This is a genomic window from Stenotrophomonas indicatrix (assembly GCA_041545745.1).
Taxonomy (GTDB): Bacteria; Pseudomonadota; Gammaproteobacteria; order Xanthomonadales; family Xanthomonadaceae; genus Stenotrophomonas; species Stenotrophomonas indicatrix_A.
Map to the genome: position 1 here is coordinate 2,381,199 of CP168152.1, position 21,651 is coordinate 2,402,849.

General features: G+C 66.9%; 14 protein-coding genes. 1 reads left to right on the forward strand and 13 read right to left on the reverse strand.

Annotation, left to right across the window (positions count from 1 at the left end):
- Positions 1-28 precede the first annotated feature (28 nt).
- From ACEF39_RS10985 to ACEF39_RS11035, 11 genes are all read right to left on the reverse strand, one after another.
- Positions 29-3,259: a YadA-like family protein gene (locus tag ACEF39_RS10985; RefSeq protein ID WP_500285038.1), complete on the reverse strand. Its 3,231-nt coding sequence runs from the start codon at positions 3,257-3,259 to the stop codon at positions 29-31.
- A gap of 195 nt (positions 3,260-3,454) precedes the next feature.
- The gene (locus ACEF39_RS10990) at positions 3,455-6,751 is read right to left on the reverse strand and encodes an ESPR-type extended signal peptide-containing protein (RefSeq protein WP_500285039.1); all 3,297 of its coding nucleotides are present in this window, start codon (positions 6,749-6,751) and stop codon (positions 3,455-3,457) included.
- Positions 6,752-6,918: 167 nt separating this feature from the next.
- A complete protein-coding gene (locus ACEF39_RS10995; protein WP_265952754.1) occupies positions 6,919-7,407 on the reverse strand; it encodes a fimbrial protein in 489 nt (162 codons plus the stop codon).
- Positions 7,408-7,415: 8 nt separating this feature from the next.
- Positions 7,416-7,895 (reverse strand): fimbrial protein, encoded by a 480-nt coding sequence (locus ACEF39_RS11000; RefSeq protein ID WP_265952755.1) that lies wholly within the window; start codon positions 7,893-7,895, stop codon positions 7,416-7,418.
- 8 nt (positions 7,896-7,903) lie between these two features.
- Positions 7,904-8,398, reverse strand: a complete 495-nt coding sequence (locus ACEF39_RS11005) for a fimbrial protein (protein WP_500285040.1) — start codon at positions 8,396-8,398, stop codon at positions 7,904-7,906.
- Between the two features lies 1 nt (position 8,399).
- Positions 8,400-9,458 carry a fimbrial protein gene (locus tag ACEF39_RS11010; protein ID WP_500285041.1) on the reverse strand — a complete coding sequence of 353 codons (1,059 nt, stop codon included), beginning with the start codon at positions 9,456-9,458 and terminating at the stop codon, positions 8,400-8,402.
- Positions 9,455-12,133: a fimbria/pilus outer membrane usher protein gene (locus tag ACEF39_RS11015; RefSeq protein WP_500285042.1), complete on the reverse strand. Its 2,679-nt coding sequence runs from the start codon at positions 12,131-12,133 to the stop codon at positions 9,455-9,457. Before ACEF39_RS11015 ends, ACEF39_RS11010 begins: the two co-directional genes overlap by 4 nt.
- A gap of 52 nt (positions 12,134-12,185) precedes the next feature.
- Complete coding sequence (locus tag ACEF39_RS11020) at positions 12,186-12,926, reverse strand: fimbrial biogenesis chaperone (RefSeq protein ID WP_500285043.1); 741 nt, start codon at positions 12,924-12,926, stop codon at positions 12,186-12,188.
- A 64-nt stretch (positions 12,927-12,990) separates the two neighbouring features.
- Positions 12,991-13,554 carry a fimbrial protein gene (locus ACEF39_RS11025; RefSeq protein WP_205404251.1) on the reverse strand — a complete coding sequence of 188 codons (564 nt, stop codon included), beginning with the start codon at positions 13,552-13,554 and terminating at the stop codon, positions 12,991-12,993.
- A 227-nt stretch (positions 13,555-13,781) separates the two neighbouring features.
- Positions 13,782-13,946 (reverse strand): hypothetical protein, encoded by a 165-nt coding sequence (locus ACEF39_RS11030; RefSeq protein WP_500285044.1) that lies wholly within the window; start codon positions 13,944-13,946, stop codon positions 13,782-13,784.
- A 97-nt stretch (positions 13,947-14,043) separates the two neighbouring features.
- Entirely contained in the window at positions 14,044-14,733 is a 690-nt protein-coding gene (locus tag ACEF39_RS11035) for a response regulator (RefSeq protein ID WP_500285045.1), read from the reverse strand.
- A gap of 116 nt (positions 14,734-14,849) precedes the next feature.
- Between ACEF39_RS11035 and ACEF39_RS11040 the strand changes: the two genes are divergently transcribed.
- Positions 14,850-15,509, forward strand: a complete 660-nt coding sequence (locus ACEF39_RS11040; RefSeq protein WP_500285046.1) for a response regulator — start codon at positions 14,850-14,852, stop codon at positions 15,507-15,509.
- A gap of 11 nt (positions 15,510-15,520) precedes the next feature.
- On the opposite strand, the gene ACEF39_RS11045 is transcribed toward ACEF39_RS11040, so the two are convergent.
- Entirely contained in the window at positions 15,521-18,874 is a 3,354-nt protein-coding gene (locus ACEF39_RS11045; RefSeq protein WP_500285047.1) for a hybrid sensor histidine kinase/response regulator, read from the reverse strand.
- Between the two features lie 46 nt (positions 18,875-18,920).
- Positions 18,921-21,587 (reverse strand): ATP-binding protein, encoded by a 2,667-nt coding sequence (locus ACEF39_RS11050; RefSeq protein WP_500285048.1) that lies wholly within the window; start codon positions 21,585-21,587, stop codon positions 18,921-18,923.
- Positions 21,588-21,651: the final 64 nt, after the last annotated feature.

The window sequence follows — 21,651 nt, forward strand, 5'->3', positions numbered from 1 at the left end:
CCATGCCTCCGCAATCAGCGGGCAACCATCAATCGAAGGCCATGCCAAAGCCAATGCTCAGCAGCGGCTGGTCGCCCCGCGCGACAGATACCCCAGCGTTGACGTTGTATCGGCCATCGCGGCTCCAGCGTGACAACCCCAGGGCCAATGCGGACTCACCGCGATAGCTGGCCGTACCAAAGTTCAACGTAACCTTGCCCGGCAGGTTGGGCGTGACCTGCACCAGCGCCGCCGAGGCAGCGATGCCGCGATTGATCTGTCGCGACATGTGCGAGGCCTGTGCGCCAATGGCCTGCTCCATCGCGTCAACGCGTTGGTCGGTGTAGCGGTTCACCGAAGCCATCTGCTCCTGCAGCTGGGCCACGTTGACCGCATCGGTATCGGCCCTGCCGGCAGCCACGTGGGCAATCTGGCGCTCGCCTCCGACGTGCCCGACCGACACGCTGTCGGCGCGATCGGCGATGGCATCAGAACCGAGCGCCACGCTGTTGTCTGCACTCGCCTGGGCACCGGAACCGGCTGCCACGGCGCCCTGGCCTGTGGCTTCAGCCGGCGCACCATCGGCCACCAGTGCCTCATTGCCGGTAGCGCCGTAGTACGGCAGATCCGACCCGGCACCACCGCCCGTTTGGCCTTCCAGCGCGCCGACACGATCCTGCAGTCCTTCCAGCTGCCGGCCGATGCCTTCGCCGATGGCCGACAACTGACCGCCATTGACCGCCTCGCGGCTGCCCAGCTGCACGCGACCGTCGGCAACGTTGGTCAGCACGGTGCCTGCGGCACCACCGAACACCACCTGGCTGCGATCGCTGCCCGCCACATAGCCAACCGTCTCCTTGACGTCACCATCGTCGCCGACCAGCCCGGCCTGCTTCAGCTGGCGCAGATTGATGGCGTCGGTATCGTCGCTGGCATCGGCCACGTGGGTGATCTGGCGTTCCGCACCATCACGCCCGATCGAAACGGCGTTGGCACGGTCGGACACCGACCCTGCGCCCAGTGCAATGGCACCGTCCACAGAAGCCTGCGCCCCCTGTCCCAGCGCGATGGCCGCAATACCGTCGGCCTGCGCCGACGCACCGATGGCCAGCGCCCCCACAGCGCTGATCGAGGCGTCGTCGCTGCCATCAGCACGACCATCAACCTTCAGATAGCGGCTGTCCTCTGGCTGCGCCGCCGACAGGCCGTCCTGCATCTGTGCAAGGGTCACTGCATCGGTTGCGTCATCGGCAGCGGCCAGGCCCTTCAGCTGGCGCGCACCCGTTGCCCCCGTCAGGTCGACCACAGCACCGGCACGACCCGAGGCCACCGAAATGTTGCCGCTGGCGGCATCCTGGCGCACCAGGCCTGCGTCGCCGCCGTTCCACGCATCGATCTGGCGCTGCGTATCCAACACATCGTCTTCGGTGTGGGTGACGCGCTGGTCGAGCACCTGCAGCTGCCCGTCCACCGCGTCCAGCGCAGAACCGGCATCGCGGAAGCTGCTGCCCTGTACGACATAGGTCGGGCCTGTCACGGAACCTGTGGCCGCCTCGACCTGCGCGCCACCACCGAGCGCGGCGACCGTGGACTGCAACTGCTGCAGGTTGACCACATCGGTCGCTTCGGTGCCGTTGGCCACGTTGATCAACTGACGCGTACCGATAGCGCCGCCACCCAAGGACAGCACCTGGTCGCGATCAGCGACCGAGCCTGCGCCCAGTGCGACCGCGTTCTCGCCGTTGGCGTGCGCGCCGGCACCGATGGCGACGCTACCCTGCCCGGCCGCACGCGCGTCGGCGCCCATGGCCAGTGAATGCGGGCCGCTCGCTGCCGCTCCGCTGCCCAGCGCGAGACTGCCGGTTCCGCCCGTGGTAGCCGGCGCATCGACATCACCGGCTGCGGCCTGGAAGTAGCGCTGGGCAACCACCAGGTCGCTGCCCAGATCGACCAGCTCGGCACGCTGCGCGCGGTCTTCCGCATCCAGTGCATGCAGCGCATCACCGGCGCTATGCACGGTGGTGCCCACCACATTGAAATCCGGTGCCCGCAGGGTGCCATCGGCGGCCACGCCCGCGCCTGCGCCAAGCGCCGCTGCCACACTGGCCACGGCGGCATCGGACTGCGCCTTGTTGATGGCCTCGTCGCCAGCAACGGCATCGGCCACACCGCCCAGACGGCGGGCGCCTGCAGTTCCAGCCATACCAATGGCGGCGCCATCACGATCCACACCGACCGTCAGGTCGCTGCCCGGCGCGGCCTGCTGGACCATACCGATGGTGCCCTGGCTGATCCGCGTATGCAGATCGTTCACCGATACGTCAACGCTGGAGAGGCCGCCGTCCAGCGCGGTGAGCGCGCTGCCGATGCTGGTGTGGGTGCCTCCGTGAGCAAGATCGAAAGCCGGCGGGATGACAGAGCCATCGGTCGCCAGCGCACCGCCGGTAGCCTGCAGAAGTCCCTGCAGCTGCTGCACGCTGGCCACGTCATTGTCCTGCGTGCCATCGGCCATGTTCTCGATGCCACGGCGTGCGGTGGTTGAACCCAGCGCAACCGTGGCGTTGCCGCGGCTGACCGAACCGGCGCCGATGGCAACACTGTTGGCGTGGGTGGCGCGGGCGCCTGCGCCGATCGCGGAGGAGTACTGCCCGGTGGCGGTAGCAGCGCGCCCCAGGGCAATGCCTCGCTCGCCAGTGGCTACTGCCGCCGACCCCAATGCGGTCACCACCGTACCGGCACCGTTGGCCTGGAAGCCAACCGCGGTCGCGTTCCAGGTGGTTCGCGTGCTGGCGCCCAGCGAGGTCGCGCCACTGGCGCCCGAGCCGTTCTGGCTGTCTGCGGCGGCACCGAAGCCGATCGACACAGCGTTGCTGCCGGTGGCCACCGAGTTGCTGCCCAGTGCGATGGCACCGTTGTTGGCACCATTGCTGGCCGGTCGCGCGACGGCATTGCTGCCGATGGCGATCATGTTGATGCCGTTGACGCTGGCGGCAGTGGCATTGCTGCCGATGTTCACCACCAGCAGGCTGTCATCGGTTGCAGCCAACGGCAGGGCGCCACGCAACGCGGCGGGGTGCAGGCAGGCGGCTTCCTGCGGTTCGTGCGGTGCGCTGCACAGTACCTGCTGGATGTCGCTGGCAAGCACGTTTGGCGCGACAATCGCGAGGAGCACTGCGGCGATGCCCGCACCCGCGCGACGGCGACGGCCCTGGGCCAGTTCCGAGGCGACGACCCACTTGCCGGTGGCCGCGTTCCAGACGATGCGATAGATGCAGTTCATGGTCGTTCTCCGAGGGCGCAAGCGCCCATTGGGGGTGGCAGCCGGCCGTTCCAGCCATGGCCAGATACTAGGCAAGCGCCCCCCGATGGCGTATCGGACGCGGCCTAAAGCGCGCCCGGATACACCCGTGGGATGGTTTGTGATTCAGCAGGTTGCAACTGGGCGCGGCGTCGTGCGCCGCGCCCAGCGCTGGGCTCAGTCGCCCAGTACCACGCCGACGCCCATGCGGAAGATCGGCTTGTCGCCGCGCGCCATCGACGCGCCGCCGTTGACATTGACGCGGCCGTTGTCGCTCCAGCGCGACACGCCCACACCCATCGCCGTTTCGCTGCGGTAATTGGCCAGGTTGGCGTTGATGGTGGTCCTGCCCGGCAGGTACGGGGTCATCGGCGCCAGTGCAGCTGCGGCGGCGATGCCTCGGTTGGCTTGGCGGTTGACCTGGTCCAAGCGCTGTTCCAGGCCGCTCCAGGCATCCTGTACTCGCTCGTCGGCATACGCCTTGGCATCATCCACACCCTGTTGCAGCTGGCCTACGTTCACTGCATCGGTGGCCTGCACACCGGCTGCCACGTTGGTGATCTGACGCTCGCCACCTTCGCGGCCGACCGACACGCTGTTCTCGCGGTCGGCGACCGAGCCGGCACCCAGCGCAACGCTGTTGTCGGCCTGGGCTTCTGCGCCGGCACCGGCCGCCACGCTGCCCTGGCCGATGGCCTGGGCCGGGTTGTCACCCGCCTGATCGCCCGGCTGCGGATTGGCGCCGTAGTACGGCGGATTGCCGCCACCACCGGCATCGCCTGCTTCCAATGCGCCGACGCGGCCATCCAGATCGCCGATGCGGCCCTGCAGCTGGTCGCGCAGTGCGGCCAGCTGGCCACCGTTCACGGCCTCGCGGCTGCCTGCACCCACACGACCATCGGCCACGTTGGACAGCACGGTGCCATTGGCACCACCGAAAGTGACCTGTGCACGCTGGCTGCCTGCATCATAGGTCACCGCATCCAGCATCTGCCCGCCATCGCCCACCAGACCTGCCGCCTTCAGCTGGCGCAGGTTCACCGCATCGGTATCCTCGCTGCCATCGGCCACATGGGTGATCTGGCGCTCGCTGCCGGCCGCACCCACCGACACGCTGTTGGCGCGATCGGCCACGGCGCCAGCGCCCAACGCCACACTGTTGTCAGCCAGCGCCGCCGCCCCCTGGCCCAGCGCTACGCTACCCGCGCCATTGGCCTGGGCCGATGCACCTACCGCCATCGCGCCCTGCCCGTTGGCCTGCGCATCATCACTGCCATCGCCTGCACCATCGACCCGCACGTAGCGGTTGCCGGTGGCGCGAAGGTCATCGACGGCCGAGTTCAGCTGGCCCAGGTTCACCGCATCACTGGCGTCGATGCCGGCAGCCACGCCCTTGAGCTGGCGTTCGCCGTTGGTACCGCGCAGGTCCACCACGGTGCCTCCGGTACCTGCACCGATCGTCACTGCAGCGTCCGCAGCGGACTGCTGCACCAGGCCGGCTTCGCCATTGCCCAGGTCCACCAGCTGCTGACGCAGCTGGGTGATATCGCCTTCGTTGCGGGTCACACGGCCGTCGATCACGGTCAGGCCACCGTCAACCGAAGACAATGCATCGCCCACGTTGTCGAAGGTCTGACCCTGCACGCTGTACTGCGGGCCGGTCACGGTGCCGGTCAGCGCATTGTGCGTCGCGCCGCCGCCCAGGCCCTCGATGACAGGAAGCAGCTGCTGCACGTTCACCGCATCTGCGGCTTCGGTACCGTTGGCCACGTTGATGATCTGGCGAGTGCCGTTACCGCCCATGCCCCAGCCCACCGAGACCACGTTGTCGCGGTCTGCTACCGCCTCAGCGCCCAGCGCGACTGAATTCTCACCACTGGCGCGTGCATTGGCACCCAGCGCGATCGCGCCGTCACCGCTGCTCGCACGCGCGCCCCAACCGACGGCCACACCCTGTGCAGCGCTCGCGGCGGCGCTGGCCCCGGCGGCGATGCTGCCCGAGCCCGTTGCAGCGGCTTCGTCGGCCACACCCGAGCCGTCCGCCTTGAAATAGCGGCTGCCTTCATCCAGCGCGTCGCGCAGATCAGCAAGGTCCTGGCCGGTGCTGCCAACACGGCCATCCAGTGCGGTCAATGCATCGCCTACGTTGCCGTAGTTGTTGCCATCCACGGCGTAGCTCGGCGCACTGATGCGCCCCTGCGCATCGGCAACGCTGCCACCGCCGAGCGCATCGGCCACCGAGGCCGAGGATGCCTGCAGCTGGCCCAGCGTCACGGCTTCGTCGGCCGCCGTGGCTGCGGCCACGCCACTGAGGCGACGGGCCCCGTCAGTACCCGTGAAGTCCACCGCAGCACCATTGGTGCTGGCACCCACGGTCAGGTTGGCACCCGGTGCTGCCTGCTGCACCAGGCCCACGGTGCCATTGTCCAGCGAAGTACTCAACTGGTTCAAGGTAGTGGTGGTGGTGGTCAGGCCGTCATCCAGCGCCTCCAGCGCGCTGCCGACGGTGGTGTGGGTACCGCCATGGTCCAGCACATAGCTGGGCGCGGTGATGCTGCCGTCGGCAGCAACATCGGCGCCGCCACCCAGCGCCTGCACGCCGGCACGCAGCTGTTGCACGATGGCCGCGTCGTTGGCCTGCGTACCCGCTGCAACATTGACGACCTGGCGACGCAACGTGGCGCTGCCGACCGATACCGTGTTTTCGCGGTTGGCGACCGATGCACGGCCGATCGCCACTGCACCGGCAGCCGTAACCTGCGACGAACCGCCGAGGGCAACGCCGCCGGAACCGCTGACCGAGGCGTTGTCACCCATCGCCACCGCTTCGGTGGCGCTGCCGCGCGCGCCGCGCCCAACAGCCACTGCTGCCGAGCCGCCAGCATTGGTGTTGTAGCCCACCGCCACGCTGTTCCAGCCACCGGCGCTGGCATTGGCACCCACGGCCAGCGACCCTGCAGCGCCCTGCGCGTTCTGGCTGTTGGCACTTGCACCCATACCGATGGCGACTGCGTTGTTGCCCTGGGTGCTGGCGTTGGCACCCATCGCAATGGCGTTGTCCGCGTTGCCGTCCGCATCGGCCAAGGCGCGTGCGTTGTTGCCGATGGAGATCGCGCCCACTCCTGCGGCCGTGGCAGCCGTACCCGAGCCATTGACCTTCACATACAAGTCATCCACCGCGGCCTGTACACCAATGGCGCGGGTCTGCGCTGCCGCATCTGCGTTCGCATCGGCATCAGTGGCCACACAGCGGCCCTCAGCATCGATCACACCCGCCTGGCCCTGTGCCAGGGTGCACGTGGTGCTGCTGTCTTCGGCCGCCCACAACGGCAGGGCCAGCATCAGCAGACTGGCCGCAGCCAGCCCGCGTGCGGCAACCTTGCCGCCCTTCTTCCTGCGGCCGGTGGCCAGCTCTGAAGCAACCACCCACTTTCCGATGGCCGCGTTCCACACAATCCGGTAGATGCTGTTCATGATGTTCTCCGTAGGCAATGCGCCTGCTTGGTCGGGCGGTTGAATGGCGGCCGATGCCGCGTCTACGGGGAAATGCTAGAAAGCAGCGGCCTCGTCCCGAATCGGACGGGGCCTAAATGGCGCCTGCGGCGCTGGCTGAACGACCTGCCGTTCAGTCCGCCGGACAATCAGTTGTAGGTCATCGTGACCGTGATCGGGCGGCTCACCGCGCCTGCGGAAACCGTCGCCGCGCTCTGCACGAAGCGCGCGCGGAAGGCGTGGGTGCCGGCGGCCGTCGCCATCTGGGTCCACCCGCCGGGCCGCAGGCGTGCGCCACTGCTGGTACGTTGCAGCTCGATACCGATGCCGGCAACGCCTTGGAACAGCGTCGCGTCATTGTTGTCGGCGACGCCATTGAAGTGCAGGCCCACCCGCGCGACCAGAGGATCGCATTGGCTGACCACCACGTTGACGGCCTGGAACGGCGTACTGAACGCACCGGTGAACTGGGTGGACTGATAGGTTCCCAGGTCGACATCGGCCACGGCGATGCGGCATACGCCCGGCAGAATGGTGCCGGTGACGTTGAAGTTGGTGGTGGTGGCGGTCTGCGCCGATGCTGCACCGGACAGCGTCAGCACGGCGGCGAGCAGCAGGCCTGGAATCGGAAGATGCATGGAAGCTCTCAGTTGTAGGTCAGGGAAACGGTGATGGGCCGCTGGATGCGTCCAACGGAGACCGGCATCGCCGATTGCAGCAGGCGCGCACGGAACGGGTAGACGCCGTCCGCCGTCACGTATTGGGTGCTCCCACCCGGCGGAAGGGGCACGTTCAACGACGACACCACGCGTACCAATTGCACACCCACGCCGGGCACTCCCTCGAACAACGCGCTGTTGTGACTGTCGGCGGTGCCGTCGAAGGTCATTGCCACGCGCCGAATCAAGGGGTCGCAGTCACTGACGGTTCCGCTGAAATCGACGTAGGCGGTGCCATGGCTGCCAGTGAACACGTTCGCCAGGTGCGACCCGAGATCCACGTCCGGGAAGGAAATCCGGCATGCGCCGGGCAGGATCTCGCCAGAAACGGTGAATGGCTGGGTGTCCTGCGCCTGCACACTGGCCGTCAACATGGCCAGCACGAGGAAAAATGCAGTGCGATGCATGACGCGCCTCAGTTGTAGGTGACCTGTACGGTCACAGGAGTGCGGATGGTGCCTGCCGACACCGTGCCGGTGCGCACCAGGCGCGCATACAGCAGGTGACCCGCCGCAGGCGTTCCATTGGTAGGCCAGTCGAAGCCTGCCTGGTTTGGCGCCAATGTCTGCTGGGCGGGCGTGTACAACCAGACGGCCAGGCCGCGCACACCGCCTGCCGCGGGTATCGCGAAGTAGCGCGCGTCGCTGCTGTCGGCGCTTCCGGCCATGCGCACGTGCAGCACCCGCAGGTCATTGGCGCAGCTACTGCGGTTGAGCGTGAAGCCGACCACGGGCGACTGCGGATTGGCCGTGAAGTACGCCGCGTCGAATGTACCCACGTCGACATCGGCGACGCTGATCTGGCAGGTTCCCGGCTGGAAACGACCGCTGAAGCGCAGGGTCAGGTCAGCCGCTTGCGATGGTAGCGGCAGCAACGCAGCAAGCGCGGCCAGCAACAGCACAGCGTGCATGTCAGTTGTACTCCAGGGTGATGGTGGCGGCGCCATTGGCCTGTCCCGAGGCGGCCGCCGCCGCAAGTCGGTAATAGCGTGCACGCAACATGATCGTGTACTGCGCGTTGTTGGTTTCGGTCAGCGCCAAGCCGGAATCCCGCATTGCATTGAAGCCGATCGAATCCTGTGTCTGCGTGCCGATCTGGATACCAATGCCGGTCGCCGTCATGTTCACGCCATCGTCCTGCAGCGCCATGACCGATCGCGTGCGGTCGGCAACCGCGGTGACCGGATCGACACGATAGCGGATGCGGTTGTCCACTCGCCCGTTGGCGGTCTGCACCGTGCCGGTGGTCAAGTGGCCGCGGTAGCGTCCGAAGAATGCAGGGCAGTCCCGCAGCACCACCGGCACGTTCACCCAGCCCGTGGTGGAGCCGACCGCAGGGATCTCGCTCATCTGATGCACGCCCAGGTCCACGGGCACATCGCTGGTGCTGCACGTACGCGAGACGATGTTCAGGCTGCCCTGCACGCGCCCGCTCCACAACAGAACGTTCCGGTTGACGCCACTCATCCGGTACTCGAACTGCGGGAGGCTGGCGCCAGTCACGGTCCCTGCGTTGATCGGCCCGATCTTGATCAGGCTCACGTCATAGGACTGAACAGGCCAGAGCAGCAGGATCGGCTCGATGACTTCGTCTTCAGTCAGGATTGGAAACCCTCTTCCGCTGAACCAAACCGCCACACCCACGCCCGGCACGTTGGTCTCATAGACAGTGCCATAGGTGGGATGGACAAAGTCTGAGGCGCGATGCGGCAGCGAGGTGTACTGCCGGATGCGATCCATTCGCCCCGGCGAGCACGTGATCTGGTTCGCAGGACCGGCATAGTAGGTCGCACGGAAGATCTCGGTACCCACCGGCACGTCCGGCCCGACAGTGATCGAGCCATTGAGGTTGGCGATGTTGACCAATGGCCTGTCACCATCGACAAGCCGGCAGTTCTGCGCCCAGACAGGGGCACTGGCCAACAGCATCATGGCCAGCACAACGCGGGCCACCAACAGGATCGGGATCATGGCGCTTTCTCCAGAGTGGCCACATGGGGTCGGGTGCCGGGCTCGGACTTCTGTGCAGCGGCGGCGGCCTGGCAGCGTGCTTCCACTACGGTGTAACCGTCGCTGGAACGCGACATTGGCACCTGCACCTGCATCACGCACTGCTCGTCGCTGCCGGGACCCCACTGCACCTGCACCGGGCCGGACGCCTGCAGGCCGGTGAGCAGCAGGCGGCTGCCCTGCCCCACCACACCAACATTGGTGCCTTGGCCGTCAGTTGCCTCGGCGCCGAACGGCAATGGCCGGCCGTCATCGGTACGTGCGTCCACCATCAGGCCGTGACTTGCACGCGTGCTGAAAGCCAGCCGCACCAGGGAACCAGCACGCGGCGCGACGCTGCGTGCGGTCTCCTGCAGCTCCACGTCGAAGCCAGTGCCCTTCGGATCAATCGAGATGGTGTTCAACTGGTAAGGCGTCAGGAACGGGACCACGGCATAGCCGCGCTTGTCCAGGCGTGCACCGCCCCCGTTCTCGATGCGCGCGCCAGCCGCGCCAGCGGCATGCACCAGTGCTGCCGTTTCGCCCAGCGGCGGGGACAAGGTCAGCCCGTCGCCATGCAGCACCATGCCACCTGCGGCGCCCATGCCCAGCTGGGTGTAATCGCTGCCATTGCTGATGCTGGCCGTCCACTGGCCGCGCGCACCGCGGTAGCCGGTGTTGATATCGGCGCTGTTGCTGCCCGCGATGCGTGACAGGGTAGCGCCATAGCTGAAGCGGTCGTCCCGCGATGAGATGCCATTGGTCGACAGCTGCGTCGCCGGCTCGCCATTGCGGCTGCGGGTATGCATCAGGTTGCCCAACGGCGCACGCGGAGACCTGCCCAGCGGCAGCGACACCATCAGCATCAGCCGGTTGTCCACCCGTGCCTGCTGGGCCCTTGCTGCCGGCATGTCCACGCCGGGAATGCTGTCCTGCAGGTAGCCGCGGCCGAAGTCGATCGAATCGCGGGTACGCTGGAAGTTGACGCTGTAGCTCAATGCCTTCCACTGGTTGCTGTAGCCGATGCTCAGGTCGAGCTGACGGCCGGGTGCGTTCCAGAAATCGCGGCGGGTGCCGATCACGAACAGCTGCCCACCCCGCTCACCCAGCTGCTGGTTCATGCTCAGGTCCATGCGGTTGCGCTGGCGCGCTACGGTGTCGATATCCAGATCGCGGGCGCGCGCATCACGCAGCGATGCCCAGTCGCGCAGGCTCACGTAGTCCCGGGTGGCATAGCGGTAGGCGGCCACGGCAAAAGACGTTCCGGTGCGCACGACGTTGCGGTTGTAGGCCAACCGGAAGCTGCTGCCGGACATCGGCGGCAGCCCCTGCACCGCCGTCCGCGCCAGCGACACGTCTGCGGCCACCGCGCCGAAGGATGTGTTGATGGCCGCACCTGCAAGGCCGGCACGGTAGTCCTCACCCACGACCATGCCGCCGTAGGTGCTGAGGATGTTGCTGAGGCCGCGCTGGTATTGCAGCTGCAGCAGCTCTGGCGCCGCACGCAGCGAGCTTTCGTCGACCCGCCCGGCGGACATGCTCCAGCGCGACTGGCCCGGTCGCAGCAGCTGCGGTACCGCCGAGTACGGCACGGTGAAGCGGCGCGAGCGGCCATCCGCCTCGCGCACCTCGACTTCAAGGTCACCGGCGTAGCCGGTTGGATACAGATCGTCCAGTTCGAACGGCCCCGGCGCGACGCTGGCCTCGTGCAGCACGCTGCCGCGCTGGCGCACGATCACCCGTGCGTTGGTTTCGGCCACGCCGCGGATCACCGGTGCGAAACCTCGCTGCGACTGCGGCAGCATGCGATCGTCGCTGCCCAGGCGAACGCCACGCAGGCGTACACCTTCGAACAGGTCGCCCGGCGTGGAGGTGTCGCCCAGCATCAGCTGCGCCTTCCACCGCACGATATCGTGCTGCAGATACGCGGCCGTTGAGCGGTAGCGCTGGGGTTGGCTGCCCCCCAGGGTCATCGCGCCCTGGTGCACCAGCTGCCATCCGGCGACGCGGCCGGCGGCGTTCAGTCCCACGAAGCCCGAATAGCGGGCCGTGCTGCCGTTGTTGTAGTGATACGCGTTGGCGTTGTAGCTCAAGGCGAACGCGGGCACGCCTGCATCCCACTGGCTGGGATCGACGTAACCGCGTGCCTCGTTGCGCAGGTACAGCTGGGGCACCTGCAGGTCCAGCGTCTGCCTGCCCGCATCGAACGCTGCCGTGGCACCGGGCACCAGATCTCCCAGGCTTCCGCAGAACAGCTCCTGCGGCCATGGCAACGCGGGCAGGTGCTGCGCGTCGGCCTGCAGCCGTTCCGGACCGATGCCGTAAGCCTGCAGGTTGGCCGGATCCAGGCACAGGCGGGAACTGCCCTCCACCTCGCGGTAGACGATGTCGGTACGGGCCTGCCACTGCCCGTTGAGACGGACGTCGCCACGATAAGTGCCGGGCGCGACATAGTCAGCCTGTGCGAAGCGTTCAAGATCCAGGCGGGCCGATGCACCGGCCGGAAGGAACGCCGCATCGAACGTCACTGCATCATCGGCACCGGGCTCGGTTGCCGAGACGGTGTGGGCGAACAGGATGGTGGCCACCAGCATCGGCAGCCGGGCATGCCGCAGGCGGCAGGCGCCGTTACCCGGCGCCCGGATCGGGGCGTTCATCAGGATGTCTCCGCAGGAACAGGGAATGGCGCGCACCCGGTGCGCGCTGTACTCAGGGCTGCAAGGCAACCTGGGTCGGCACCAGGGCACCGAAGTCATTGATGACGGTGATCGCGCCCTTCAGTTCGCCCGGGGGCCGGGTTGTGAGACCCTCCAGCACGAACTCGCCCTTTGCGAACGGTGCGACCATGCCGCCCCCCTGCATGCCTGCTTCCTTGCCATTGGCCCACAGGCCGACGCTGGCGAAGTTGACGTGGTAGGGCGTGGGGTTGTCCGCCCGCAGCACCAGTCCACTGGACGCGGAGTGCAGCGACCAACGTACCTTCTGATGCGCCAGCACCGGCTCGCCGGCCAGGTTTGGTGGGCGGTAGAAGACCTTGATGCGGGTACGGAAGGCGAACTGCAGGATGTTGGCCGCGCTACCGCCCGTCTTCGGCGGAATCTCGAGCATGTTCAGCCAGTAAAGCGTTTCACGATCGGTTGGCAGCGTGGCACCGGTGAACAGGATACGGGCAGTCTGCTGTTTCTTCGGATCCAGGCGGAACACCGGTGGCGCGACCGCAAACGGCGCCTTGGCGCTGTCCGGCGTGGACTGGTCGTCACCGTCATCCAGCCACACCTGGACCAGCACGGCGCGCTCGCCTTCGTTCATGAATTTGAGCGTGACTTCCTTGTCCTGCGCGGGATAGACCACGCGGGTACCACCGATCACCACCGATGCGTCGGCTGCCTGGGCGAACAGTGCGCCCAGGGCGAGGACGCCGGCACAGAGCATGCGGTTGAAGGAGAGCATGGATCACCTCATGGATGAGGCCGGACACAGGGCCGCCGGCACGTGCCGACGGCCCCGCGCGGCATCAGTTGTAGACAACCTTGTAGTTGACGTACGACTGCACGAAGCCGGGCGCAGCAGCGCCATTGACGGCGACGTACTGGCTGGCCATGTCGATCACAGCGGTGTTGTTGGCGATGGTTACCGGATCGGTCTTGAAGGACGGATCGCGCAGATCGACCACGGCGTTCTTGTACAGCACCTGGATCTGGGTGTTGACGGCCGGGGCATTGGCTTCCTGGTTGCGCAGGTTGCCGTTGCCCGCGTCCACCTGGCCGGCGGTCGGGTCGAAGTACAGCTCGGCGATCTTGCCGTTCTGGCAGGTACCCTGGCCCGGGCCGCCGATGACAAGCTGGTACGGATGCAGGCCCGCAACGTCACCTGCAGCTGCCAGCTGGTTGGCCTGGACCGGGTCCATCGGCACGGTGATGTTGGTGGTGCCGATGGCGCCTGCACCGCCGGAAATCGTGCAGGTCAGGTCGGTCACTTCGCCGGTGAATTCGATGACGCCCGAGCCGTAGGACTGGGCGTTGGCGGCCGCAGCAGCCAGCAGCAGGGTTGCAGCGGAAGCAATCGGGAGGAGCTTCATGGTGTTGGATTCTTCTTCACAGGTGTGATCCGCGCGTGGCGGCAAAAGGGCCCCGCCGCCGGGGAGGACGGCGGGGCCGGGAACGGGTGGGACACTTGGGGAGAAGCGTCCTTCCCGGCAGCCCGGTTCATTGGCCTGCAGGAGGAATGCTAGGAATCGGAGGCGGTTGCCTCCATCGGACCCGGCCGAGATTTCGGCCGCGGTCGCCGAACACGGTTTCCCGCGGATCACGCATCATCACCTTCGTCGTCGGCGGGCGCATGCCGGTGCCAATGACGGCGCAGCTGGTTGCGGCGCTTCGGCGAGGCGAACAGGTAGTGATTCAACAGTTCGAGGAATTTCGCCTGCGCGGCTGCGGGCAGCCGGCTGAAGTGCAACAGCAGGGCGATCAAACGGGGGTCGTCTCGAACGGGCACATCGTCACCGCAGCAGGGATATGTCTCCGAGCCTAGGCATGGGCGACGCCGGGTCCATCGGACCCGTCCTCAATCAGTCGGTGGATCCATCCCCGCCTGCGCCTGCGCGTGCGTTCTGTGACGCCTGCACAAGGCCGTGCGTCAGCGCGTACTCGAAGATCTCCGCATCGCGCTGCAATCCCAGCTTGCGCATCGCTGCGATCTTCTGCGTGCTGATGGTCTTGCGGCTGCGTCCAACGCGCTCGGCGATCTGCATCACGCTCAGCCCCTCGGCAAACATCCGCAGCACCTCCGATTCCCGCTTCGACAGGGCCTCGGTCTCCTGCACATCGCCCTGCGGGCCACTCTCGGCGATCAGCCGCGCGATCTCCGCTGATATGAAGGCCTGGCTGCGGCTGGCGGCGTGCACAGCCGGAACCAGCTGCTCCAGCGGATCGCTCTTGCTGACGATGCAGGACACCCCGGCACGCTGTATCGAGCGCAGAACCAGAGGACTCTCCATGCCGGTCAGTACCACCAGGTGCAGGGTCGGAAAGCGGCGCTGCAGGAAGCGCAGCAGCGTAACGCCGTCCCCATAGCGGCCATTGGGCATCGAGAAATCGCAGACCGCCACATCCACCGGAGTGCGGCTGAGCAGATCGACCAGTTCGGTGGAATCGCGTACCAGCCCGGCAATGGCCAGGCCCGGCGCGGCCTGCAGCAGGTGCTCCATGCCGGCCAGCAGGACCGGATGGTCATCGGCCACGACGATGTTCAACGGCATGCTCGCTTCCTCCCGTGATGGTGCACCGCACGACCTGTCAGAGGGCGTTCGGCTGTCTTATAGTGGTTCGTGCAAATTACGGCAATTTCTGTCGGTTTAAGCAACAGAGACCCTCCATGTCCCATCCGATCATCCGCGTTGCCATCGCCGACGACCATCCGGTCATCCGCATGGGCATTGAAGCTGCCATCGACGATATTCCTACCCTGTCCTGCATCGGCGCGGTGGGGGATTCCTCGGCCTTGGTCGCGTTGCTGGAGCAGACCCCCTGCGATGTGGTGGTGACCGACTACGCCATGCCCGGCGGCGCCTTCGGTGACGGTCTGCAGCTGCTTGATCACCTGCGCGCGCGCTTTCCGGACCTGCGCCTGATCGTGATGACCGGGCTCGACCAGCCGGCGATGATCCAGGCGCTGCACGCCAGTGGCATCGACCACATCCTGAGCAAGGCCGATGACACCAGCCACGTGCCGGCGGCGATCGCAGCGGCATGGGCCAACCGTCGCTACCTGTCGCCGTCGATCACCCAACTGCTCCCTGCACGCGGGGCCCCGCGTGCCATCGCGGCGCTGTCGCCCCGCGAGCACGAGGTGCTGGCGCTGTTCGTCTCCGGGTTGAGCGTCAATGAAATCGCAACCCGACTGGACCGTCGCAAGCAGACGATCAGTACCCAGAAGACCGCCGGAATGGCCAAGCTCGGCATCGACAAGGACGCCGACCTGTTCAAGTTCGCCAGCGAGCTGGGACTGCGCACAGTCAGGCCGGATACGGAGTAGCAACAGCCTGCTCACGCTCCATCCCGCAGGCCATCGCGATAGGCTTCGATCAGGTCGCGCAGATCGGACAGCAGTGCACCGCGTTCATCCTTCGACAACGACTGTCCTTCTCGCAGCAACCGTTCAGCATCGCCAAAACGAGCGCCAAGCGGTTTTTCACCCATCATCAGCAGCACGCCCTTCAGCGCATGCAATTGCTCCAGCAGCGCCGCGTCGTCGCCACTCTCGTCCGCAGCCTGCATCCTGTCCAGGTCGCGGGTGCTGCTTTCCACGAACAATGCACGCAGCTTGTGCGGCTTGTCCTTTCCTGCCGGCGAAGGGGACCGTGGCGGCGACGGCAGCGCCTGCAGGTAGCGATCCAGCATCGCCAGCAGCCGGGCCAGGTCCAGCGGCTTGAGCAGCAGGTCGTCGATGCCCGCAGCGCGGCAGCGTTCGCGTTCACTGGCCAGCGCAGTGGCGGTCACGGCGAGGATCGGCAGCGTCTCGCCGCGACTACGCAGGGCCCGTGCCAGCTGGTAGCCATCGAGGACCGGCATGTTGATGTCGGTCATCACGATATCCCACGCCCCTGGTTGCCAGCCGGTCAACGCCACCTGCCCGTTTTCCATTGCGTCGACCTGGCAGTCCAGCTCCTCCAGCTGCTGCTGGATCAGCTCGCGATTGACCGGGTTGTCTTCCACCAACAGAACACGGCCTCGCGTGCGACGTGTTTCGGCCTGCGGCGCAGCGTCATGCGCCCGCGCCACAGGCATCCACTCCCCGCGCAGCGCCTGCAGCAACGCGGGGCTGGCATAGCAGGAAACGTGCACCGCATCATCGCGCTGCTCAGGCGACAACGGCCCCCTTGGATAGGCCCGCACGACCCTGGCATAGCTGGGCAGCACCGCCAGCTCCTCTTCATCGTTCCAGGCACGGCGTTCGCCGAAGATCAGCAGCGTGGCTCCGGAAGCGCCATCCGCAGGTCGCTCGATCACCGTCACATCGGCGCCCCAGCGGTGCAGCAACTGCCCGATCTCCTGCCGCCACTCCTGCGCCGACGACAACAGGGCAATGCGACGACCGGACAGTGGCTGGTCCGGCGCTGTCGCGACAACTGAACGGTGAACGGGTACGTCAAGGGTAAACACGCTACCGACACCCAGCGTGCTCTGCACCTGGATCCGCCCTCCCAGCAGTTGCGCCAACTGCTGGCACAACGCCAGGCCAAGACCACTGCCGCCGTAGCGCCGGGAGACGCTGGCATCGCCCTGCTGGAAGGGACGGAACAGCGTGGCGACCTGTTCCTCGGAAAGACCAATGCCCGAGTCGACCACCTGCAGGCGCAGCTGCCGCTGTTCCCCTGCCCCGCCACCATCCTCAGCCCGCAGGGTGATGCGACCGGAGGCAGTGAACTTCACCGCATTGCTCAGCAGATTGTTGAGGATCTGGCGGATACGGTGGACGTCGCCGATGAAGGTCCCATCCAGCGCCGGGTCGATGGCGAAGTACAGCTTCACGTCCTTGCGCTGCGCTTCCGGGGCGTACAGCAGCGCGGCCTGTTCGATCAGCGGGCGCAGCGAGAACGGTAGCGGATCGATGTCCAGCTGCCCTGCTTCGATCTTGGAGAAATCCAGCACGTCGCTGATGATCGCCATCAGCGAATCGGCCGACAGTCGAATCCGCTGCAGGCGTTCATGCTGGTCGGGCTGCAATGGTGAACGTGCCAGCAGCTCAAGGTGCCCCAGCACACCGTTGAGCGGCGTGCGGATTTCATGGCTCATCGTCGCCACGAATGTGGTCTTGGCGCGACTGGCGGCCTCGGCCGCTTCGCGCGCGCGCTCCGAATCCTGCCGCGCCTGCTGCAGCGTGCGCTGGAGTTCCACCTGCGCGGTAGCATCGCGCATCGCACACACCCAGACCGCTTGGTCGTGGTAATTGGCTGCCGCCAGGGCGACCTGCAGCTGGCGGGCGTCGTTCGTGCCGGCATCAAGCGCCCAGTTGAATTCACCGCCACGGGCTGGCAGCCCACGTGCATGCGCGATCAATTGGGCATAGAGCTCCGGGACGGCTTCGTCCTGGCCGGATTCGCCGACCAGATCGCGCGCCACCTGGTTCTGCAGCAGAGCGGCACCATCAGCCCGGCGCAGCAGCGCCAGGCCCACCGGTGCAGTACCAATGATGGCCTGGCTCAGCGCTTCGCTCTCATACACCCGCGAGGCATCGGCCAACGCGGGTGCGAAGACGCGACGGTCCATCCGCCACAGCAGCATCCACAGTGCAGCCAGGATCAGCAGTGCAGTGAACACGCGCAGCAGGATCGCCGCATGCTGCTCCCGCCACAGGTCTGCCCAGCCGTACAGGTGGGTAAGGCGCCAATCCACCCCGCGCAGCGCGCCGCTGACCAGGAACCGGCCATCGTGGTACTGGCGCTGCCCTGCGGCCGATCGCGCATCTGCCAGCGCCGCAGCCAACGTGGCAGGTGATTGCGCGAGCGCCCCGCCCGCCAGCACCACACGTCCGTCACCGGTGGTCACCAGGTAACTGCCGGGATCGGTTGCTTCCAGTCGTCCCTTGAGGTTGTCGATGGATTCGAACACCACGCGCCGGAAGTACGGCGCGTCCGCACGGGCCATGGTCATCACACCGATCAGCGCAGGTTGACCGTTGAGCGGATTTTCACCGAGGAAAGACACCAGGCGACGGCCCTGCGCCGCGCCCACCACTGGACCGGGCGCGGGAACCTGATCGCCCACGGCAGTCTCCATCTGCATCAGCTTTTCGAAGGCCTGTGCACGGGTTGGCACCTTCAGGGTCTGCAGCAGCTGGGCCTCGTCGATCACACCGGCCACGGCCAGCAGTCGCCCTCGCGGCTCATACGCGAACATGGTGGTCGGGCCCTGGGACTGCAGGGCGGTGATGGTAGCGGCGGTATACACCGAGTATTCGTGCAGCATTCCCAGATAGGGCTGGAGCTCGTCCGGCGGCATGGGTTGCGAGGGGTTGCCCAACACCAGCCATGGAACCGAAGCGCGTCCTTCAGCACGCACAACCAGTTGCTGTCCCTGCGCAAGGAAGTCACTGAGCAGAGGGGTACCCAATCGTCGCAGCTCGTCCTGCTGGTCAGTCCACAATGCATCATTGGCATTGATGCTGTTGGCATAGGCGCGATCGCGCTGGGACAGGAAATAATCCAACGCGGACTGCGCCTCCTGGAAGGTCTGCCGCTCGCGCGAGTGGAACGCGCCGATGCCACCGACAAGGCTGGCGACGGCCGTCAACACGATCAGGATGCTGATCAGCCCGCCACCACCAAACAGCAGGCGTCGCTGCAGTCTGCGCAGTGCATCGATCTGGTTGATGGGCGCTGTTGGCGCGGCCGGATGCATGGTGATTCCCCTTGAATGATGTCGTGCGATGGCGCCCGCAATGAATCTAGTCCAAGCCCTGCCCGACCGCCAGCGGCCGCCGCCCCGGCCGCTGGGACGGTGCCAGCAACGCCTGCAGCAGCGATTCACCGGAATAGCAGGATACCCGCCAGGTGCACCCCCGACGCTGTGCACGCAGGGGGCCATCGGCACTGACCCGCACCACGCATCGTCCGTCCTCGGCAAAGATCGGCAGATCCCGCGCGGGTGCCCGCTCGAACAGGACCAGCGGCGTGGCCGCATCGACATCGTGCAGGGCCAACAGGCCCGGATCATCCATCACCTGCACATGGGCGCCCCATGCCTGCAGGCGCCGGCTCAGTTCATCGCTCCAGCCGGCTGCCGCCGAGGCAAGCACCACGCTGCGTCCCGCCAGCGGCCGAGGCGCGGCGCCCGCCACCCGCCCCACCGGTACCGCGAAAGTAAACACACTGCCCACGGCGGGCGTGCTGCGCGCATGGATCTCCCCGCCCATCCGCAGGCACAGTTCCCGGCACAACGACAGCCCCAGTCCGGACCCGCCGAAGCGGGTGATGATGCTCGCATCGGCCTGCACATAGGGCTGGAACAGCCGCTCCAGCTGCAACGGGCTCAGGCCGATGCCCGAGTCGGCCACCTCCACATGCAGCAACAGTGATTCATCCTGCGCTTCCACCCGAACCCGCAGCGCGATGCGTCCAGAAAGGGTGAACTTCACCGCATTGCTGACCAGATTGCGCAGTACCTGCTCGATGCGCGCCTGCGGGCCTTCCACCTGGGTAGGCACCGCCGCATCCACCGACAGATCCATCACCAGCCCCTTGGCTTCCGCCAGCGGGGAGAACAACACGGCAACTCGCTCCAGCAGGGCGATCGGTTCGAATGCTTCGGCCTGCAGCTCCAGCTGGCCCGCTTCGGCACGGGAGAAATCCAGCACGTCATTGATGATCTGCAGCAGTGAGTCGGCCGATTGGTTGATGCGGCGCAGTCGGGCCTGCTGATCCTCATCGAGCGGGGAACGGCCAAGCAGTTCGAGGTGGCCAAGGATACCGTGCAGCGGCGTGCGGATTTCGTGGCTCATCGTCGCCAGGAAGATGCCCTTGGCGCGGCTTGCCGCTTCGGCGGCCTGGCGTGCCTGCGCCTGCTGCTGCTCCAGCTCCACGCGCGCGCTGAGATCGCGCAGCGCGCACAGCAGTACGCTGCGCCCCTGATAGGTGGCGCCGACGGCACCGACCAGCAGCTGCCGGCCGGGCGATTTGTCATTGGCAGGAAGAGGCAGCTCGAACTCCACTGGCGCCTGGAACGTGCCGGTCCCGGACTCCTGTTCGGACGCCAGCTGCACCAGTTGCAGGTACAGCGGTACGCCACTGCGCTCGGCCGCTGCGGCATAGTGGCGCATCAGCTCGTTCTGCAGGACAGGGCGGGCCTCGCTGCGGTCGATCAGGCACAGGCCCACCGGCGACAACTGGATGAGGGACCGGCTGAGCTGCTCGCCCTGGTAGACGCGTGCTGCGCGCGCCAGCGCGGGGCCGAACACGCGCCAGTGCAGCCAGGCAAGCAACGTCCACAGGCCCAGCAGTAGTCCGCCCCCCAGCACGGCGGCCACAGCGTACAGACGCCTGCCATCCTGGGCGATGTCACCCACGCAATAGGTGTTCACCAGCAGCCAGTCGGTGCCGGCGACACGCAACGCCTGGTAGAAGCGGGGCCCCTGCCGGAACGCCACCACGGACCCGTCGCCCTGCCTGCCAGCGCGTAGCGCACGCATTGCGCTGTCCAGCGGCAATCCGGTGGCATCCGCGGTGCCGGCAACCACGCGGCCATCAGCGGTCACCACGAATGACGTGCCACGATCTGCAACCGCCATCACCCGTGCGAGTCGATCTGTCGGTTCCAGGGTCACGAATGTACCGATCGCGCCGCCCTTGTCGTGCGCCGAAAGCCGCACCGCGATCGAAGCTGCGGCGCTCACAGGATGGCGCACCAAGGTGATCTGCATGTCGCTGGCCGTGCCAGGCACAGCATCTGCGGAGGGCGTCGACAGCCGCTGCAGGTGCCGGAACAATCCCGCACGATGGCCGGCACCGGTGGCAGCCAGCAGGCGCTGTTCGGTCAAGCCGTCCCCCAGCACCAGGAACTGGTGGCTGGGATCGAAGAAGAAGCCGCTGGCGGCCGTATCCGGTTCTCCCTGTGGCGTGCTCAGCCTGCGGATCACCGACAACGAATGGGCCAATGTGAGATAGCGGTCCAGACGGGCAAGAGGCCAGGTGTCGGTGCCGACCCCCAACACCATCTGCGGAGCGCTTTCGGGCCCGGCGCTGACGATCATCCGCTGACCACCGGCCAGGTAGCGCTGCCGCTCCGCCAGCCGGGTGGCGACGTCGCTGTCCGGACGATGCCGCCAGGCATACTCGGCCATGTTCAACATGCGCTGGTGTGCCGCGTCCGCCGCCACCAGATGCGCCTCGACTGCCGCATGGGTGCGCTGCAGCCCTTCCAGACGACGTGTCTGGAAGCCGCTGGCGTGCAGCAGCACCAGCGCGACCACCCCGGCCACGATGGCAAGGCTGAGCAGGCAGCCGCCCCACAGCAGCACGCGGTGCTGGTAGCGGCGCAACGCACTGACATCGCAGTCTTCGCCGTCGAAGGAGCTGCGACCGCGCAACAGCGGTGGAAGGGAGGGAAACCAGTGCATGGGTGAGCAGGAGGCGGCCCCGGCGCACAGCGTCGGGACGGCGCTCCCGTGGAAGGGCCGGTGA